The organism is Sorangium aterium (assembly GCF_028368935.1).
GTDB classification, from domain to species: Bacteria; Myxococcota_A; Polyangia; order Polyangiales; family Polyangiaceae; genus Sorangium; species Sorangium atrum.
In genome coordinates, this window is record NZ_JAQNDK010000003.1 from 1,800,001 (window position 1) to 1,818,387 (window position 18,387).

General features: G+C 73.3%; 13 protein-coding genes. 11 read left to right on the forward strand and 2 right to left on the reverse strand.

Annotated features, from left to right (window positions below):
- Positions 1 to 460 precede the first annotated feature (460 nt).
- The 3 genes from POL72_RS31055 (at position 461) to POL72_RS31065 (ending at position 7,114) form a co-directional block, all read left to right on the forward strand.
- Positions 461 to 685: a hypothetical protein gene (locus POL72_RS31055; RefSeq protein ID WP_272099878.1), complete on the forward strand. Its 225-nt coding sequence runs from the start codon at positions 461 to 463 to the stop codon at positions 683 to 685.
- Between the two features lie 235 nt (positions 686 to 920).
- A complete protein-coding gene (locus POL72_RS31060) occupies positions 921 to 2,381 on the forward strand; it encodes a hypothetical protein (protein ID WP_272099880.1) in 1,461 nt (486 codons plus the stop codon).
- 143 nt (positions 2,382 to 2,524) lie between these two features.
- Complete coding sequence (locus POL72_RS31065; protein ID WP_272099882.1) at positions 2,525 to 7,114, forward strand: HEAT repeat domain-containing protein; 4,590 nt, start codon at positions 2,525 to 2,527, stop codon at positions 7,112 to 7,114.
- A 19-nt stretch (positions 7,115 to 7,133) separates the two neighbouring features.
- On the opposite strand, the gene POL72_RS31070 is transcribed toward POL72_RS31065, so the two are convergent.
- Positions 7,134 to 7,559 carry a hypothetical protein gene (locus POL72_RS31070; RefSeq protein WP_272099884.1) on the reverse strand — a complete coding sequence of 142 codons (426 nt, stop codon included), beginning with the start codon at positions 7,557 to 7,559 and terminating at the stop codon, positions 7,134 to 7,136.
- A 163-nt stretch (positions 7,560 to 7,722) separates the two neighbouring features.
- On the opposite strand from POL72_RS31070, the gene POL72_RS31075 reads away from it, so the two are divergent.
- The 5 genes from POL72_RS31075 to POL72_RS31095 all read left to right on the forward strand — a co-directional run bounded on the left by POL72_RS31075 (position 7,723) and on the right by POL72_RS31095 (position 13,853).
- Positions 7,723 to 8,397, forward strand: a complete 675-nt coding sequence (locus tag POL72_RS31075) for a DUF1349 domain-containing protein (protein ID WP_272099886.1) — start codon at positions 7,723 to 7,725, stop codon at positions 8,395 to 8,397.
- A gap of 866 nt (positions 8,398 to 9,263) precedes the next feature.
- Positions 9,264 to 10,556 (forward strand): cytochrome P450, encoded by a 1,293-nt coding sequence (locus POL72_RS31080; RefSeq protein ID WP_272099888.1) that lies wholly within the window; start codon positions 9,264 to 9,266, stop codon positions 10,554 to 10,556.
- Between the two features lie 70 nt (positions 10,557 to 10,626).
- The gene (locus tag POL72_RS31085) at positions 10,627 to 11,862 is read left to right on the forward strand and encodes a ferritin-like domain-containing protein (RefSeq protein WP_272099890.1); all 1,236 of its coding nucleotides are present in this window, start codon (positions 10,627 to 10,629) and stop codon (positions 11,860 to 11,862) included.
- A 305-nt stretch (positions 11,863 to 12,167) separates the two neighbouring features.
- On the forward strand, positions 12,168 to 12,740 hold the full coding sequence (locus POL72_RS31090) for a hypothetical protein (RefSeq protein ID WP_272099892.1): 573 nt from the start codon (positions 12,168 to 12,170) through the stop codon (positions 12,738 to 12,740).
- 291 nt (positions 12,741 to 13,031) lie between these two features.
- Entirely contained in the window at positions 13,032 to 13,853 is an 822-nt protein-coding gene (locus tag POL72_RS31095) for a GNAT family N-acetyltransferase (protein ID WP_272099894.1), read from the forward strand.
- A gap of 15 nt (positions 13,854 to 13,868) precedes the next feature.
- Here POL72_RS31095 and POL72_RS31100 read toward each other — a convergent pair whose 3' ends face one another.
- Positions 13,869 to 15,707 (reverse strand): M2 family metallopeptidase, encoded by a 1,839-nt coding sequence (locus POL72_RS31100; protein WP_272099896.1) that lies wholly within the window; start codon positions 15,705 to 15,707, stop codon positions 13,869 to 13,871.
- Positions 15,708 to 15,990: 283 nt separating this feature from the next.
- Between POL72_RS31100 and POL72_RS31105 the strand changes: the two genes are divergently transcribed.
- From POL72_RS31105 to POL72_RS31115, 3 genes are all read left to right on the forward strand, one after another.
- A complete protein-coding gene (locus tag POL72_RS31105; RefSeq protein ID WP_272099898.1) occupies positions 15,991 to 16,377 on the forward strand; it encodes a VOC family protein in 387 nt (128 codons plus the stop codon).
- A 341-nt stretch (positions 16,378 to 16,718) separates the two neighbouring features.
- Positions 16,719 to 17,117, forward strand: a complete 399-nt coding sequence (locus POL72_RS31110; RefSeq protein ID WP_272099900.1) for a PEGA domain-containing protein — start codon at positions 16,719 to 16,721, stop codon at positions 17,115 to 17,117.
- Positions 17,118 to 17,180: 63 nt separating this feature from the next.
- Positions 17,181 to 18,263: an NADH:flavin oxidoreductase/NADH oxidase gene (locus POL72_RS31115; protein ID WP_272099901.1), complete on the forward strand. Its 1,083-nt coding sequence runs from the start codon at positions 17,181 to 17,183 to the stop codon at positions 18,261 to 18,263.
- Positions 18,264 to 18,387: the final 124 nt, after the last annotated feature.

Below are 18,387 nucleotides of genomic sequence, written 5' to 3' on the forward strand. Positions count from 1 at the left end.
CGGCCCAGAGCCGCAGCGCTTCCGCTGCTCAGCTGCTGGTCCGTCAGCTCGGGGCGGGCCTTCTAACGGCCTACCTCGAACCTGTCAACCCTTTCTTTCTACTGGATCGATCCGGTCGACTCGCCGGCCTGCCGTGGCCCGCCGGGCAAGTGCTCCGAAAGCGCAGCGGCTTCGCTGCTCAAGATCTCGGCTTCCGCCTGCGTTTCCGCCGACGTGCGACGGTGAACTTATCTATGTTTCACGAAGGTGTCAACGGGCCCGTGGCGCGGCCGGACGGCCTCGAGCGCGCGGTCGCAGAGGGCGCGGTCGCGTGGTCGCTCGGTCGCTCGGTCGCGCGATGTTGCCCGCACCGCATGAGCCTGCTTCGTCGCTCGATGCGGCGCCGAAACGTCCGAGGTACCGGCCGCCCGCCACGTCACGTGACGACAGAACCGCCCGGGGCGCGAGGACGTCGTGCCTCGTGGCGAGGCGCGCGGCACGCCACCCGCCGGACCCGGCGTGCGTGCTGCCGGCCGAGCTGGCGCGCGACGACCTCGGCTCGCACGAGGACGTGACGCCGCAGGAGACCATCCCGGGCGAAAGCCCGCGGTGGGCGCTCACCGTGCGCGGGCCAGAGGCGCGTGAGCGCACCGTCGGCCGTCTGGAGCGCATACGCCCGAGCGCAAAGGAGTATGCAAAGGACTAACGAGACCTTCAATGCAGTACGGCTGCGCGCACGTGCCGCGCGCGTGCATCGTTTGCGCGACGCATCCTCCTCTCCGCTGGCCTGACCTCTGCAGACACCGGCGACCCAGGTGGCACGGGGTAGGCGTCCGGGGGGAGCGGCCATGACAATGCGCATCGGTGCAATCGCGGTGGGCTCAGCGGTTCTCGCGCTGGGCTGTATGGACCTGGATCAACAAGAGCCGCCACGCGAAAGCGTGGCCGCTCTCCAGAGCGGCGCGCAGCTGGAGACGGCGCGCTTCATCGAGGGTGGAACGATTCCGTACGTGCTCGGGTTCTCACCGGAGACCGGGCAGATCCTCGGCGGCTCGCACGAGCTCCTCATCCCGCTGACCGGGACGCGAGAGCCGATCGACGGCGCGAATCTGCCCACGAGCCTGCATCCGGAGCTCAGGGGGTCGTACGTGGCGCTGAGCTCGAGCCTGCTGCAAGGCCAGTCCGGGGGCCCCTTCGCCTCGCAGTGGTGGCCGCAGAACAAGAACGGCATCGCGGACCGGTGGAACTCCGCGGTCAAGGACTACGGCGATCTGACGTCCGATCCAGACAACCTCTCGCCGACCGAGAAGTACGATCTCCTGTTCTACGCGGGACAGGGCCGGTCCCTCGCTCCGCCCGCGGGCGCAATCGCGCTGGAGGTGGGCCGGGCCGAGGGGCTGCGCGCTCCCCGGGCGACGCAGGTGGCGGGGCCGACGACCTACTGGGAGCTCAAGCACCACGGCCTGTATCAAGGGGTGACCCCGGAGTACTGGTGGGGACACTGCAACGGCTGGGCGGCCTACGTCGTCGCCGAGGACGGCGGGCCGCCGCAGCACGACATCCGCGTGAAGCTCTCGGGCGGCAAGGTGACCACGTGCGCTTCGGTCGAGACGGGGTGCATCCTGTTCCGCACCGCCGACATCGAGGCGCTCATGACCGAGCTCTACCACAGCGACTCGGCCACGGTGTCCGGGCGGCGCTGCGAGACGCGGGAGGACCTCGTCCAGCGCGATCAGTACGGCAGGCCCGTCGATCCGGCGTGCCGCGACCTGAACCCCGGGACGATGCACATCGCCATGACCGGCCTCCTCGGGCTGGGCGCGAGCTCCATCAGCTCGCCGTCGAGCGCGCGGGCGCGGCGCGCGTTCGTCGTCGACTACACCTGGCACCGCGAGGTGTGGAGCTACCCGGTCACGTCGTTCGCCATCGACACGATGACGGAGGTGAGCGCGCAGGAGGCAGCGCGGCTCGTGTGTAACGGCGGGTTCCAGGGGGCGGATTGCTACAATTACCGGTTCAACCCGTACGCGAGGCGCTTCGTCCGCGTCAGCGGGCGCTACGGGATGGTCTCGGACGAGGTGAGCCCCGACCAGCTCCTCCTGCCCCCCGCGCAGCGCAACGTCCCGGTCCTGAACGTGGAGCTCCACTACGTGCTCGAGCTCGACGATCGGCTGGCGGTGCTCGGCGGCGAGTGGATCAAGAACCCCTCCCTGGTCAACGGCATCAACGGCAAGCAGCTGCACCCCGACTACCTCTGGCTCCCGGTGAGGGCGCAGGGCCCAGGGGAAGACGCCGATGATCTGGGCGGCTCCACGGACAACCCGTACATCGCGTACTCGCGCGCAAAGGCGCTGCTGAACCTGTCGCGCGCTGCCGTGACGGGGAGCAGGCCGTCGGAGTGACCCGGAGCGACCGCGCGCCGACGGCCTCGGTGACGGGGCGCTGACGGTCGCGGTGACCGCGCGCCGACGGCCTCGGTGACGAGGCGCCGGCCGTCGCTTTGCCGGCGCCGCGCCGCCGCGCGCCGGTCTACGATGGCGCCGCCATGGTGCACCTGGACGAGACGTTCGCCGCGGCGCTCCGCCGCGCGGACGTGCGGTGGCTCGCCGAGCACGTCGATGAAGCGCGCTGCAGCAAGGAGATGCTCCCCCGGCTCGTGAAGCACGAGGACGAGCGCGTGCGGTACCTCGGGCTCACGCGGATGGCCCAGGCCGCAGGGCGCGAGGGCAGCGCAGGGCGGCGAGAGCTCGCGGCGCTGCTCCCGCGCACGCTGGACAGGACGCCGGAGGTCGCGCTGCTCCTCGCCGGGCTCTACCGCGAGCTCTGGCCCTCCCTCCCGGATCAGCGCCTCCCGGCGTGGCGCGAGGCCTCGCTCCCCGCCGCCGTTCGCGTCGCGTGGCTCCGGACCGAGATCCTCACGCGGCCGGAGGCCGTCCGCGGCGAGCCCGCCGGCGAGCTCCTCTGCCAGGCGCTCCACGCGCTCGATCCGGCCGAGATCCCCGCCCCAGAGGCGCTCCTCCCTGAGCTCGCGGCGCGCCGCGAGCCGGTCCTCGCGGCCGCGGCGCTCGACCTCACGCGGCGCTGCCTGCATGCGGCGCTGCTCGCGCCGGAGCAGGCGCGCGCGGTGCTCGCCGCGCTGCTCGACGCGCCGGCGCCCGCGATCGTCGCCGCCGCCCTGCGCGAGCTCGCCGAGCCCTGGGCCGTCCTCGCCGGCGGGCCGCTCCCGGGCGCGCGCCTGGGGCAGCTCCTCGGCGGCGCCCCCGAGGTGGCCGCCGCCGCGCTGGAGACGGCGGCGCGCCACGGCGAGGGCGCCGCGCTCCGCGCGTTCGTCTCGCGCGAGGACGCGCCGCCGCGGCTACGGCAGCGGGCGCTCACGCTCCTCGGCGAGCACGCGACCCGCGAGGACGTCGGCGCCATCCTGAACGTCGCGGCGGGCGATCCGCTGCTGCTCGGCCCGAGCGCGATCGCCTGCCTGCGCGCGCTGCACCGGCGCGGGCACTTCCCCGCCCCGGAGCACGCGGCGGCCCTGCTCGACCTCGCCCTCGCCGATCCCACGATCGCCGCGGAGGACGTCGCGGCGGTCGCCTTCACCTGCCGGCGCGCGCTCCTGTCGGCGCTCGCCGCGGCGCCGGGCAGCGACGCGAGCTGGGCGCGCCGCGCCGAGATCATCGTCGCCATGGCGCGGCAGGGCGCGGCCGATCTCCCGCTCGGCGACGCGCTCGCCGAGAAGCTCCGCGACGCGCCGTCGCCCGCGCCCCTCCTGCGCGCGCTGGGCGCCCTGCGCCACGCAGCCGCGGAGGACGACGTGCTCGCCGCCCTGCCGCGCGCGCCCGCCGCGGCGCTGGAGGCGCTCGCCGCGCTCGGCGGCCCGCGCACGGCGGACGCGCTCCGGGCCGCGCTCGGCCAGGGCGACGCGGCGATCGTCCCCCACCTCCGCGGCGAGCGCCATCGGGCCGTGGCGCTGCTCTGGCACCTGACGGAGGATCCGGCGGAGCGGCGCGCGCTCGTCGCCCGCCTGAACCCACGGGACCTGCCGGCCGAGATCGCCGCCGACCTCGGCGCGCCCGAGGCGGCGGAGCTCGCCGTCCTCCAGCGCGCGGTGAAGCGGTGCACGCCCGCGGACGCGCTCAGGGCGCTCGCGCGCGCGGGCGACGCGAGCGCCCTCCCGGCGATCGCCGATCTGCTGCTCCGGATCGCGGCGGACCTCGCCGCGGCGTGGATCCCCGGCGGGCCAGCCCAGCCGCACGATCGCGACCTCGACACGGGCCCCGCGCGATCCGCGGAGCCGGCGATCCCGGACGATGTCGCGGAGGCGATCCGCGGCCTCGGCCGGCGGCTCCACGAGCGCCGGAAGATCCGGCCTGTCTGCCTCCTCGACGCCGCGAGCGGGAGCGCTGCCGGCGACGCGCTGCTCGCGAGCCTCGCCCTCGAGCTCCTCGACCGACCCGGCGTGTCCGCGGGCGAGCGCGCGCTCCTCGTCGACCTGCTGCGGTCGGCGCGCGGTCAGGGCGCGCGCTCCCGCGTCCCGCGCTTGCTCCGCCACCGCGATCCCCGCGTGCGCAAGCGCGTGATCGCGCTGCTCGCCGAGGACGGCGCGGAGGCGCTCTCGGCCAGCCTGACGCTCCTCACGGGCGCGGGCGACGTGCAGACGGCGCGGCAGGCGCTGCGCGCGCTCGGGGGCATGGGGGCGCGCTGGGCCTGCCCCGCCATCGCCGCGTGCCTCGATCACCCGAACATGAGCATCAAGAAGACGGCGGCCGAGGCGCTGGCGCGGGCGGGCGGGCCCGAGGCCGTGCCGAAGCTCGTCTTCTGGCTCGGCCGCCACGACAACCCGGGGCTGCGCGCGGCGCTCGAGGCCGCGCTGCGGTCGATCGTCGGGCCGGCCTGCGAGGCGACGATCCTCGCCGCCGCAGGGGCCGTGGAGGACGAGCGTGCCCGCGACCGGCTGCTCGACGCCCTGAGCGGCAAGCTGTCGGCGCAGGCGATCCGGAGCGGGCTCCGCCAGGGCTCGGCCGCGGCGGCGCGGCTGCTCGAGCGGGTGCTCGACGGCGAGATCGCCCTCGCCTCCGGGACCGCCGGCGAGCTCGCCGTGGAGCTCGAGGCGCACGGCCTCCCTGCCCGCGAGCGAGGGCGCCCCGGCGCGGCGCCTCCTCCGGACGACGCGGACGCGCTCGCTGCCGCGCTCGCCCGCGATGGCTGGGACGACGCGACGGCGCGGCGCCTGCTCGAGCGGCAGGCGGCGCTGACGCAGCGGTGGCTCGCCGCCCTGCGGACGCTCACGCCGGAGTGGCTCCGCCTGGCAGCGGGCGAGCCGGCGCTGCGCGACGCGGCGCTCCGGCTGATCGCCCGCGTGTCCACCGCCCCGTTGTCGCCCGCCGAGGCGCGCCTGTACGCCCGGCACGCCGCGGTGCTGCTCGACGGCCTCGCGGCGGCGGCGGCCGAGCTGCGCGACGGGCTGCTCCCGCTGCTCGAGGAGGCGGCGCCCGAGCTCCCGCGCGCCGAGGCGCTCGGCGTCGCGGCGCGCGTGCGCGGGCTCGCGCCGGCGCCGGGGGCGCGCCGATCGCCGCTCGCGCTGCTGCGGCGGTGCGGGGCGATCCTGGGGCGCGCCGACGTCGATCACGCGCTCGCGACGGCGCGCGCCGCCGCCGATCCGTGGACGGCCGAACCGGCGATCCTGCGCGAGGCGTTCGGGGCGACGGCCGAGGCGGGCGACGGCGAGGATCCCGAGGGCGCGGCCGCGTGGCGGGCTGCGCTCCGGGCCGCGGCGCTCGAGCCGGCGGCGCTCGCGGCGCTCCGGGCGGCGCCGCGCGGCGGCCTCGGATCGCGCGCGCAGCTCGCCGCGCTCATCGAGGTGTTCCCGGCCGCGGCCGAGGCGGCGCGGCCGGCGCTGCTCGACTGGATGGAGGCGCTCCAGCCGATCGGCGCGCCGCCCTGGACCCTCGCCGAGCAGGCGGCCGCGCCGCGCGGCGACGCGCGGGTGGCCCGGCCGTCCGATCTCGACCAGCCGCGCTCGGCCGCGCTCCGCGAGCGCCTCCTGTCGATGCTGGCCGCGCCCGCGCCCGAGCTCCGGAGCAAGGCCGCCGTCGCGCTCCTCTCGTGGCCGGAGCCCGACGCCCGCGCCGCCGCGCTGCAGGCCTACCTGCGCGGCGACATGGATGGCGTGGACCGCCCGGGGCTGCCCTCCCTGGCGCCCTCGCTGCTCGATCTCTCCGAGGGAGAGCTCCGGGGCGACCCGGCCGACGAGGCGCGCCGGGAGCGCGCGGCGCGCCTCGCGGACCTGCTGATGCCGCCGGAAGCGGAGCGCCTGTTCCCGCAGCTGCTCTCGTGGTGGGAGTCGGGCGCGCCGGCGACGCGCGCGGCGGCGGCCCAGGCGATCCGCCGCGTCGCGCCCGACGCGCGGGCGGCTCGCCTGCTCGATCACCTCCGGCAGGGCGCGTGGGGCTACCTCGATCTGATCGCCGGCGAGCGGCTGCTCCGGACGCCGGAGCTCGAGGCCGTGGCGGAGCGCCTCCGCGCCGAGGGGCGCGCCGATCTGGCCGGGCGGCTCTCCCTCGACGACGGCCCGCTCCGGCCGCCCGGAGGGGGACGCGCGGCCGAGGACGCGCGGGCGCTGGAGGCGCTGCGCGCGCGCCCCGAGCCGTGCGCGCCCGAGGCGGGCGACCGGGGTCCGTCGCGGCACGAGCTCGTGCGGCTCGCGCGCGCAGGGGACGCGGAGCAGGCCCGCCGGGCGCTCTCGGCGCTGGCCGGGGCGCCCGACGGGGAGCTCGCGGCGCTGCTCGTGGAGCTGCTCGGCGATCGGCGTCCCCGGGTGCGGCTCCACGCGCACCGGCTGCTCCGCGACGCGGTGGATCGCGCCGCCTACCTGCGCGCGACGTGCGCGCTCCTCTCGGATCCGCTGCCGGACGTGGTCCGCTCGGCGATCCGGATCCTCTGTTTTGCGCCATGGCCGCCCGCGCTCCCCGCGATCGTGGGCCTGCTCCTGCACCCGCACGCGGTCGTCCGCCGCGCGGCCGCGGAGGGGCTCGGGCACGTGGGCGCCCCGGCGATCCCCGCGCTCAAGGACGCGCTGGGCCGCGCGCGGCCGGACCGGCGCGAGGTCTATGCAGAGGTGATGAGGCGGATCGAGGGGCGGTGATCGAGCCAGCCGCCGCTCGTCAGTTCACGCGCGGCCCCGGCGCATCCCCTGGCGTCCCTCCCGGCCCGAGCTCCCCTGCCCCGGGCGCGGCCGGCGGCGACACCACGCCGCGATCGGGCTCGCCGAGGACACACGCCTCCTTCCCCTCGACGACCCTGCATCGGTAGTCGGCCGGACACTTCCCTCCGCACGGCTGCCGCACACACATCCCCGTGGCTGCGTCGCACGCCGTCCCGGTTGGACACGCCGCGTAACACGTGTCGTACACCGCGCGGTTTGCGACGGTCGACCCGGCCGCACCGGCGAGGGCGACCGCGGCGTCCGCATACCCGGTGCCGGTGACCCCGGCGCCAGAGGTCTCGTTTCGATGACCGTCGCGACCGGGCGACGTCTGAACCGCCGTCGCACCGAGCAGGAACTCGGGCGGTCCGTGCCTCGGTTTCAAACATCCCGTCAGGATTCCAACCAAGCAGCAGGAGACCAGAAGGACGGTAATTCTCATAGAACCGAGATCCTCCATACACACCGAAACGATTCCACGACAATACAGGAGCGCACTCCGGTACCATCGACGCGATGCAGGGGAGGGATACGAGGTGAGTGAACCTGTGCACCTAACGCCGTGGCCCACACCACTCCGCTGGGAGGTACCGCCCAGGAGCTGGAGCGCCGGGAAAGCGTCGAGCCTGACCGTCACAGCGGGCGGCAAGACCGACCTGTTCCTCGATCCGGAGCGCACCCGGGGCGCCCTGAACGCGCCGCGCCTGCTCGGGACGCCGCACGGGGATTTCCTTGCCAGCGCGCGGGTGACGGTGGGCTTCTCGGCGGTGCGCGACGCCGGCGTGCTGCTCCTCTGGGCGCACGAGCGCTCGTGGGCGAAGCTCTGCTTCGAGCTCTCGCCGGAGGGCGCCCCGACGGTCGTCTCCGTGGTGACCCGCGGCCTGTCGGACGACCGCCGATCCTTCGAGGTCGACGCGGATCACGTCTGGCTGCGCGTCTCGCGGCTCGGGCGGGTGTGCGCGTTCCACGCCTCCACCGACGGGACGACATGGCACCTCGTCCGCAGCTTCTCGCTGGGCAGCACGGCGGAGCTCGCCGTCGGCTTCTCGGCCCAGTCGCCGGCAGGCGACGGCTGCACCGCGGTCTTCGACGACATCCGCTTCGCGCCGCGCCGGCTCGGCGACCTCCGCAGCGGAGACGCCGCGTACGGCGATGCCCTGGCGCGCGCCGGCCAGATGCCGCCGCTCACCGGGATCGCCTTGCCGCTCCCCCACGTGCTGTGAAGCGCGGGCCGCGCGATGGCGCGCGGCCTCTTCCGGCGCGCTCCCCCGCCGGCGCCCGTGATCGCGCACGATCCGGCGTGACGGCCGGCGTCAGGGACAGGCGAAGGCGCTCCCGGGTGTCCCTGGCACGTCGCGTCTTGTCCCTGGCACGCCGGACCTCGTCCCTGGCCCGCCATACCTCGGCCCCCGGCCCGCCATGCCTCGGCCCGGACGGCGGTCTCCGTGTCGCTGGCGCCAACGCCGCAGGTCGCCAGGGCTCCGATCGTTGTCCCTGGCCAAGATCTCCCTCTCCATATCGTTCGACTCCGTGTCCCTGGCGGCGTTCTCCATGTCCTGTCGCCAGGCTCCATGTCCCTGGCGACCCTATCCATCGTCGATGTCGCTCGTTTCCCTGTCACTCGCGGTGTTCTCCGTGCCCCTGTCGCACGATTTTGCCCCGAGCGCCGAGATGTCTCGATATCCGAAGTGAGGCCAGTGACCGTCGGGCGACAGCGAAGAAGCCGGCGAGACCGAGCGAGCGATCGTGAACGGCTTCGTGGCAGGGACGAGGCTCGATTGCACGATGTCGGGCCCCACCCCGACAGGGAGGCGGTGGGCATATCTGATCGTTGGCAAGGACCAGTCCACCTGTTACCGGACTCCGAACATCCATCGTATGGACCTGGCGCCGGAGACCGCCATCCACTGTCACAGCCTCGGCACGAGCATCGGATGTGACAACATCCAGGACCTCTGGATCCCATCCCATCAGGCGGTCGCGCGCGGCGGGGAAGCCCGGCCGAGCGTGGCCGCCGGGTCGAGATCGAGGCGGCGCCGTGCTCGCGGGCTGTTTCCCTCGCTCGCCGGACCCGGTACGCTCGGGATCGATGCTTGACGAGAACACCCCTCACGGGACGCCGGTCAGCGAGAGCGCGCGCCGGGTCGGCGCGCTGTTCCAGCCCTTCTCGCCGGGTTATGCGGACGACCCCGCGCTCGCCTTCTATCAGGCGGCCCACCGGGAGGCCCCGGTCGCTTACAGCGAGGCGTTCTCCGCCTACCTCGTCACGGGCCACGCCGAGCTCACGCAGGTGCTCCGCGAGCCGGTCCTGTTCTCTTCCGCGCACATCCTCGACCTGCCGCCGGATCTGCCGCCGGAGGTGATCGCCGAGCTCAAGCAGGGCGTCTACGAGATGCCGCCTGCGCTCTTCAACAACGACCCTCCCGGGCACACGCGCGCGCGGGCGCTGTTCTCCAAGGGGTTCACGCCGGCGAGGGTCGCCTCCCTCGAGCCGGCGATCGCCCGGGCCGCAAACGAGCTGGTGCGCGCCATGGACCTCGGCGGCGGACCGGTGGATCTGATGCAGGCGCTCGCCTTCCCGCTCCCCTTGCAGATGAGCGCCGCCCTCGTCGGGATACCGCTCGAGGACGCGCCCCTGCTCAGGGCCTGCCAGGACGAGCGGTTCACGCTCTACGATCCGACGGCCGACACGGCGCGAAAGGTGGAGGCGGCGCGGCGGTTCGTCTCCTACGAGCGCTACCTGGCCGCTCTCATCGAGCGGCGCCGCGCCGAGCCCGCCGACGACCTCATCACGGCCCTGATCGGCGCCCAGGTCGACGGCGAGGCGCCGCTGTCGGTCGACGAGATGATCTCCCATATCATCGTCCTGTTCTTCGCCGGCTACGAGACCGTCGCGAGCCTGATCGGCTCGCTCGTGCTCCGCCTGCTCGAGGCGCCCGCGCTCTGGGACGCCATCGGCGGCGACGCGGCGCTGCTCCAGGCGGCGATCGAGGAGACGCTCCGGATCGACGCGCCCGTGCAGATGGAGCCGCGGCGCGCGACGGCGCCCGCTGTCGTCGGCGGCGTCGAGATCCCCGCGGGCGCCACGGCGTTCGCCTTCTTCGGGGCGGCCAACCACGACCCCGCGGTCTTCCCGAGCCCGGAGCGGTTCGACGTGACCCGCCCCGTCGCCACCCCGCGCGGGCGGCACCTCGGCTTCGGCTGGGGGGTCCACACGTGCATCGGCGCTCCCCTCGCGCGCATCGAGGTGAGGTGCGCCGTGCAGGCGCTGCGCGCGGCGTTCCCCGGCCTGCGCCTCGCCGCCGCGGCGCGGCCCAGCTACGCGCCCAGCCTGTTCTTCCGCAAGCCAACGGCCGTGCCGGTGACGCTCGGCGCGGCGTGACCGCGTCCCGGGGATCAGGAAACATCCCGATCCCGGCCGAGGGACGGCACATGGCAGGAGGCAAAGCACCATGACCAGAGATCTTCGCGCGCGTATCATGCACATCGTGGGAGCCGGCATGTTCACCGGCCTGTCGCTGGCTGTCGGCTGCCTCGATGGCGCCGTGGAGGGCACGGAGTCAGGTACGGGCGCGGGCGGTCAGGGCGGCGCTGCGGGTCAGGGCGGCGCTGCGGGTCAGGGCGGCGCTGCGGGTCAGGGCGGCGCCGGCGGTCAGAGCAGCGTCCAGACGAGGTGCTTTTCGCCGGAAGAGATCCAGGCAAACGCCGGCGGCGGGGGCGACGGGGGCAGCGGGGCCGGCGGCGCGGGTGGGAGCGCAGAGGCCTGCCCGAGCGACTACCATCCGAACCCCGTATCCTGCGTGCGCTACGAGAACGGCCGGCTGGAGGACGGCCAGTGCTGCTACGACGTCGACGACCCGGGCATCGGCGCCTGCGGCCGCCCGTTCCTCGTGGGCGGCGAGCCGCGCCTGGCCGGCGTCGAGGCGCGCGCCGACTGGGTGCTCGATCCTGCGGCGGACGACCCGATCGCGCTCGATCCCGCGACGCGCGCCGCCCTGGCGGAGGCGTGGCTCGCCGACGCGCGCCTCGAGCACGCCTCGATCGCGTCCTTCGCGCGCTTCACGCTCGATCTGCTCGCCCTCGGCGCGCCGCCGGCCCTGATCGACGCGGCGCACCGCGCCCTGTCGGACGAGCTGCAGCACGCGAGGGCGTGCTTCACGCTCGCGAGCCGCTACGCCGGCCGGCCGCTCGGCCCGGGGGCGATGGCCATGGACGGCGCGCTCGGCGCGCCCACGCTCGCCGGCGCCGCGGCCAGCGCGGTGCGCGAGGGCTGCGTGGGCGAGACGCTCGCCGCCCTCCTGGCCAGCGCGCAGCGGGACCGCGCGCGCGACCCCGAGGCGCGCCGTACCCTCGACAGGATCGCGGCCGACGAGGCCGCTCACGCCGAGCTCGCGTGGGCGTTCGTGCGCTGGGCCGTGGCGCGCGGCGGCGAGCCGGTGCGCGCGGCCGTGGCGCGCGCGTTCGACGAGGCGCTCGCCGAGGCGCGCGGCGTGCACCTCGGCGAGCGCGCCGGGATCGACGCCGCCGCATGGCGCGACCACGGCCGGCTCACCGAGGCGGAGCGGGCGCGCTGCCACCTGGGCGCCGTGCGCGACGTGATCGCGCCGTGCGCAGAGGCGCTGTTGTCCGCGCCCCTCTCCGCTCCCTCGCCGGACGCCCGCCCCGGCGCCGCGGCGTCGCCCTCGTGAGAGGATCCAGGAGAGCATCCCTGCCCCTGCCCCTGCCCCGGTCCGCGTCGGTCGAGATCAGTCGATATCAGCCGGCGCCAGTGGACGTCAGTCGACGCCGGTCGACGTGGAGGCTCGCCGCCATGGCGCGCTCATGACCCAGCAGTTTCAAGCAGTTGTCGACAGATCGCGGCAGAAAAAAAACATCGCTGAGCGTGTCGATCTCGGGTCCGCCCGTTCGTCGTGACGGTAGAACCAGGGCGCATCCGGTCAGTGCCGTCCGGACCACCCGCTTCGAACCAGCTCGACCCAGGAGGAGACACGACATGCGATCCATGATCACCGCGGACCCGGCCACCAATGACGCGAGGACGACGCAGGGGCAGCCGGATCACGCGCCGCCTTCCGATCGCCGGACGAGGACACGCAGCGCGGTCGTGAGGCGCGTCTCGATGGCAGCGTGCCTGTTCGTCGCCGCGTGCGGTGGCGCGGAGGACTCCGGCGATCCGGAGCCGACCGCGTGGAAGGACATGAGCTTCGAGCAGCGCGTCACGTACATGAACAGCGACGTCCTGCCGCGGATGAAGGAGGTGTTCGTGGCGTACGACCCGGCGTTCGAGACCATGGACTGCACGACGTGCCATGGCGCCGACGGGGCCACGCGCGCCTACGCCATGCCGAGCCCGGCGATCGCCGTGCTACCCGACACCGAGGAGGGGTTCCTCGAGTACGTGCAAGACCCGGAGCACCCCGAGCGCGCGGAGTGGAGCACCTTCATGTTCGAGAAGGTCGTGCCCGAGATGGCCAGCCTGCTCCAGCGCGTCCAGTACGACCCCACGACCGGCAATGGCGACTTCTCGTGCAACAACTGCCACACGCTGGGGTCGGTCAAGCCGTGAGGCCGTCCGAGGCAGGGACGAGCGGCGCGGACCTCGGCCCCCTCGCGCCCGTCGGCGCAACCCCGCTCTCCGGTCCGCGTCCTCTGGGATTGGCGCCTTTGCGCTGATTTCGTCGCATCCAGCGCCCTGATCCGTCAATCCAATCTCGATCGGGTCATCCTGCCCGGCCAGAGCGCCCTGCCGCTGCCGGGCCGAAAACCACAGCAGCGCCGCGGGCCCGCATGCTCGACGGCGAAAGCTCGATCGCCGGGGCGCCCGGCCCTGTATATCTCCGTCCAGAGGAGGTCTCCCATGTCCGACCCGAACGAGATCGCAGAGTGCAACGCGCAGTTCCTGGCCGCCTGGATCCACTTCAGCCGCTGCCTCCCCGGCCACCGGATCGAGCAGACGGACGGCGTCTCCGCCATCCTCTCGGGCACGGGCATGGCTCTGCTCAACATCGCCACCCTCTCCTCGCCGGCCGGCAACCGCACGGATCTGGAGCGCCGCGCGCGCATCGGCGCCGAGCTCGCCCGGACCGGCGGCGTTCCCTGGTTCTTCGCGCTGTCCGACAGCTGGGCGCCCGGCGGTGACGCGGACGCGAGCGCCGAGCTCCTGGCCGGGCTCGGCTTCCAGCCTGCGGTGTCGATCATGGGCATGGTCGCCGAGGCGCTCCCCACCCCGCGGCGGGAGATCGCCGGCCTGGAGCTCAGGCGCGTGGGCGACGCCGAGACGCGCGCCGCCGTCGCCGATCTCAACTCCACCGCTTACAGCCTCCCGCTCCCCATCGGGCGCGCCGCCCTGGCCCACGAGGCGCTGTGGGACGACCGGGCGTTCGGTCGGGTCGGCTACGTGGGCGACCAGCCGGTCTGCTGCGCGGCGACGTTCATGGTGGAGGGGATCCGGTACGTGGGCTTCGTCGCCACCGCAGCCGAGCACCGGCGCAAAGGCTACGCCGAGGCGGTGATGCGCTGCTGTCTCGACGACGCGCTGAGCGCCACCGGCGCCCAGCGGACCGTCCTCCACGCGACGGACCTGGGGCGGCCCGTGTACGAAGCGATGGGCTACCACGCGGTCACGCGCTTCGCCTTCTACACGCCGCCGCCGGACTACCTGCCGCCGCCGCAGGCCTGATCCCGCGCGCCCCGCCTACCACCCGCACGTCTTGCCGCGGTTCTGCTGGTCGAGCCAGTCCTTGAGCGGCCCGAAGTAGTCGAGCATCGCCCCCGCATCCATCCGCCGCGATCCCGTCACCACCTCGAGCGCATCCGGCCAAGGGCGGCTCCGCCCCATCTCCAGCATCCGCCGGAGGCGCTCGCCGGCCTTCTCGCTGCCGTAGATCGTGCAGCGGTGGAGCGGCCCCTTGTACCCCGCTGCCTCGCAGAGCGCGCGGTGGAACTGGAACTGGAGGATATGGGCGAAGAAGTACCGGATGTACGGGACGCTCGCCGCCACATGGTACTTCGCGCCAGGATCGAAGTCCGACTCGGAGCGGGGCACCGGCGGCACGACCCCCTGGTACCTCTTCCGGAGCTCCCAATAGGCCTCGTTGTATCCCGCCGGCTGGATGTCCCCCGCGAACACCCCCCAGCGCCACCGGTCGACCGCGACAGCGAACGGCAGGAAGGCAATCTTGCCGAGGGCCTCGCGGAGGAGGAGCGAGAGGTCGCTGGAGGCGGGGGGCAGCTGGTCCACGAGCCCGATCCGCTGGAGGTACTCTGGACTGACCGAGAGCCCGATCGTGTCGCCGATGGCCTCGTGAAACGCGGGGTTGGGGCTGTCCCGGTACAGGAGCGGCAGGTGATTGTACGCCCGCTGGTAGAAGTTGTGGCCGAGCTCGTGGTGGATCGTCTGGAAGTCGCCGGCCGTGATCTCGATGCACATCTTGATGCGCAGATCCTCCTCGTCGTCGATGTTCCACGCGCTCGCGTGGCAGACGACATCGCGATCCGCCGGCTTGACGAAGAGCGACCGCTCCCAGAAGGTGGCCGGGAGCGGCTCGAAGCCGAGCGAGACGAAGAAGCGCTCGCCCGTCTTCACCATCTCGATCGGCGTGTACCCCTTCGCCTGCAGCGCCGCGTCGAGATCGTAGATCGGCGCGGCGCCCTCGGGCTCCATGAGATCGTAGACGTTGCTCCAGTCCTGCGCCCACATGTTGCCGAGCAGATCCGCTCGTATCGGGCCCGCGCCGGGCACGACGTCCTCGCCGTACTTCGCGGCGAGCCGGCCCCGCGCGTAGCAGTGGAGCGCGTCGTAGAGCGGCTTGACCTGCCCCCAGAGGCGATCGACCTCCCGCGACAGCACGCCGGGCCGCATCTCGAATTTCGAGCGCCACGCGTCGCCTGTGTCCTTGAACCCGAGCTCGCGGGCGCCCTCGTTCGCCAGCTGGACGAGCCGCGTGAAATCGCCGCGCATGGGGACAGAGACCGTGTGCCAGCCGACCCACGCCCGCTTCAGCTCCTCGGGGTCGCGGCTCGTCGCGAGGATCCTGCTCAGCTGCTCGAGATCGAGGCACTGGCCGCTCGCCGGGCAGTACTTGCCCGCTCCGTACATCGCCTCCAGCCTCGACGCGATGGTCGCGACCTCCTTCGTCTTCGCGGGATCGGCGGGTGCGTAGAGCGTGAGGGACGTTCGCAGGAGCTCGAGCCGGCGGCGGACGTCATAGGGCAGATCGAGGGCGAGGTAGCGAGCGGCCCGCTTCGCGTAATCGGCCTGCACCCCGAGCAGCTTCGCGCTCGCCGCGGCCGAGAGGATCTCGGTGTCGACGGTGATGTACGTAGCGGCCACCCACGCCGCGCGGTTGTTGTAGGTGCTGAGTTCGTGCAGCTCCGCCTCGGCCGCATCGATGAACCGGGCGGCCTCCTCCACCGCCGGGTCGGTGGGCTTCGGCGCCACGGGCGACGTGGGCGGGGCAGGATCGGAGCAGGCCGCCGTGAGCGCGAGCATGCTGCAGGGCAAGGCGACGACGAACATCGGAATGCGCACCATTTCTCGCCGCTCCTCGATCGCGGACAGCTCCGGCGTAAAACCGTCCCTCCACCCCGGACGCGCAGAGGGCGCGGGGTGCGCTTCGGCGCCGCGATCCTGGTGGGGCTCCTAAGGCCGCTCGCCGGCTCCAGCAATCCTCTCGGGCGCGCCGCGGCGAGGGCCAAGAGGCGGCAAAGTCCGCTCGATCCAGGTCATCACGCCAGCCTGGAGGTGGCCCCTCGCCGCGAGATCGCTCAAGATCCGCCGGAGATGGGCAACCGCCCACGGAAGGGAGGAAGCAAGCATGGCCGTCCAGCTCAATCACACCATCGTCCCGGCGCGTGACAAGCGGACATCCGCCGCCTTTTTGGCCGAGATCCTGGGCCTCTCGGCGCCGGTGCCGTTCGGGCACTTCTTGACGGTACGGCTCGACAACGACGTCACGCTCGACTTCATCGACACCCCTGGCGAGATCCGCTCCCAGCACCTCGCCTTCCTGGTCAGCGAGGCCGAGTTCGACGAGATCTTCGGTCGAATCCGTGAACGCCAGATCCAGTACTGGGCCGATCCCAGGGCGCAGCACCCCGGGGAGATCAACCACCATGACGGCGGGCGCGGCGTGTACTTCCCCGATCCCGACGGGCACTTCCTCGAGATCCTCACCCGCCCTTACGGCAGCGGCGGCGGATGAGGGCAAGGCGACGAGCTGCGCCTTCTGGGCGAGCTCGCGCATCCGCGCGCGATCCTGCTCGTCGAAGGCGAGCAGCAGGATCGCGCGGGCAGCTTCCGGGGAGAGATCGTCCCGCTCGGGGCGGATGATGGCGGTCTCCTTCCCGGGGCCCGCTCGCGGCGACTGCATGGAGGGACGGCGGCACACCCCCGGTCTTCGTGGGGATCCGCCGGGTCGCGCGACGCCTGGCCGCGGGCTGCCGCCGCGTGAGGTCGCGCGCGGCGCGCGTGGTATCGCGCTCGGCGCGCGTGGTATCGCGCTCGCCATTTCCTCCCGCGCGTTTCCTGTCTAGCGTTGCGTCGATGCTTCGCACCTCCACCTTCCTCGTCACCCTCGCCATCGCCGGCTGCGGCGGCGCCCCGAAGCCGCCGCAGGAGCCCCCGCAACCCGCGCCGATCGCGGCCGAACCCGAGCCGGAGCCCGAGCCGCCGCTCGACGACGCGCCGATGCTCGACGTGATCGCCGCGCAGCCGACCGAGATCCTGCTGGACGGCAAGCCCATCGGGACGACGCCGATCTCGGGGCGCAAGGTCGCGCCCGGGTCGCACGAGGTGACGTTCGTGGACCCGGAGCGCGGCAATCGGACCATGATGGTGACGCTCGATCCCGGCGACGCGAAGACGGTCCAGTCGAACCCGCCACCTTCCCTCGTAGAGGCGAGCGGCGGCGCGACGGGCGACAAGCAGGGCGAGAAAAAGTAGCGCCAGGCATCCCGCGAGGAACGGAGGCGTGCAAAGCTGCGCCGGCTTGACAAGGAGGTCTCCGTGACGAGTTTATTTGAGCCCTTTCGCTTGAAGGACGTGACGCTGCGCAACCGCGTGGTCGTCTCTCCCATGTGCCAGTACTCCTCCAGGAACGGGTACGCGACCGACTGGCACCTCGTTCATCTGGGTTCGATGGCGAGGGGCGGAGTCGGCCTGGCGATCGCCGAGGCGACGGCGGTATCCCCGGAAGGCCGCATCAGCCCCGGAGACGCCGGTCTGTGGGAGGACGGGCAGATCGAGCCTCTCCAGCGGATCGTCGCGTTCGTCAAGGAGCAGGGCGCGGTCGCGGGGATCCAGCTCGCGCACGCGGGGAGGAAGGCGAGCGCCAACCGGCCCTGGGAGGGCGACGATCACCTCACGCAGGACGAGGGCGCATGGGAGACGCTGGCGCCCTCGGCGAAGGCGTTCGGAGCGAACCTCCCCAAGGTGCCGAGGGAGATGTCGAAGGCCGACATCGAGCGCGTGAAGGGCGATTTCGTCGCCGCCGCGCGGCGGGCACGCGAGGCGGGCTATCAGTGGCTCGAGCTGCACTTCGCGCACGGATATCTCGCGCACAGCTTCTACTCGCCGCTCGCCAATGCGCGCACCGACGAGTACGGGGGGTCGTTCGACAACCGGATCCGCTTCCTGGTCGAGACGTTCGAGGCGGTGCGAAACGTCTGGCCGGAGCGCTTGCCGCTGACGATCCGCCTCTCGATCACGGACTGGGTGGACGGCGGCGTCACGGTCGAGGAGTCGATCGAGCTGACGAGGCGGCTCAAGGCCTCCGGCCTCGATCTTCTCGACGCGAGCCACGGGTTCGCCGTGCCCGATCTCTCGAAGATCCCCTGGGGCCCTGGCTTCTTGCTCCCGCACGCCGGGCGCATCCGGAAGGAGGCGGGGCTGCCGGTCGCCGCGGGGTGGTTCATCAACGAGCCCGAGCAGGCCGAAGCAGCCTTGAAGGAGGGCCAGGGGGACCTCATCGTGCTGGCGCACGCTCTCCTGGACGACCCGCACTGGGCCTATCACGCCGCCAAGAAGCTCGGAGTGGAGCAGCCGAGCCGCGTCCTCCCGCCGCCCTACGGGCACTGGCTCAAGCGCTGAACAGGGGACGCTGGCCGTCCCCTCGTCCGCAGCTATCTTCGACCGATGGGGGATCGATGGAGCGTCCGTCGATGGTTGTGGGAAGCGCTGCGCGGGCGCGCGGTCGAGCCATCGAGGCCTGCAC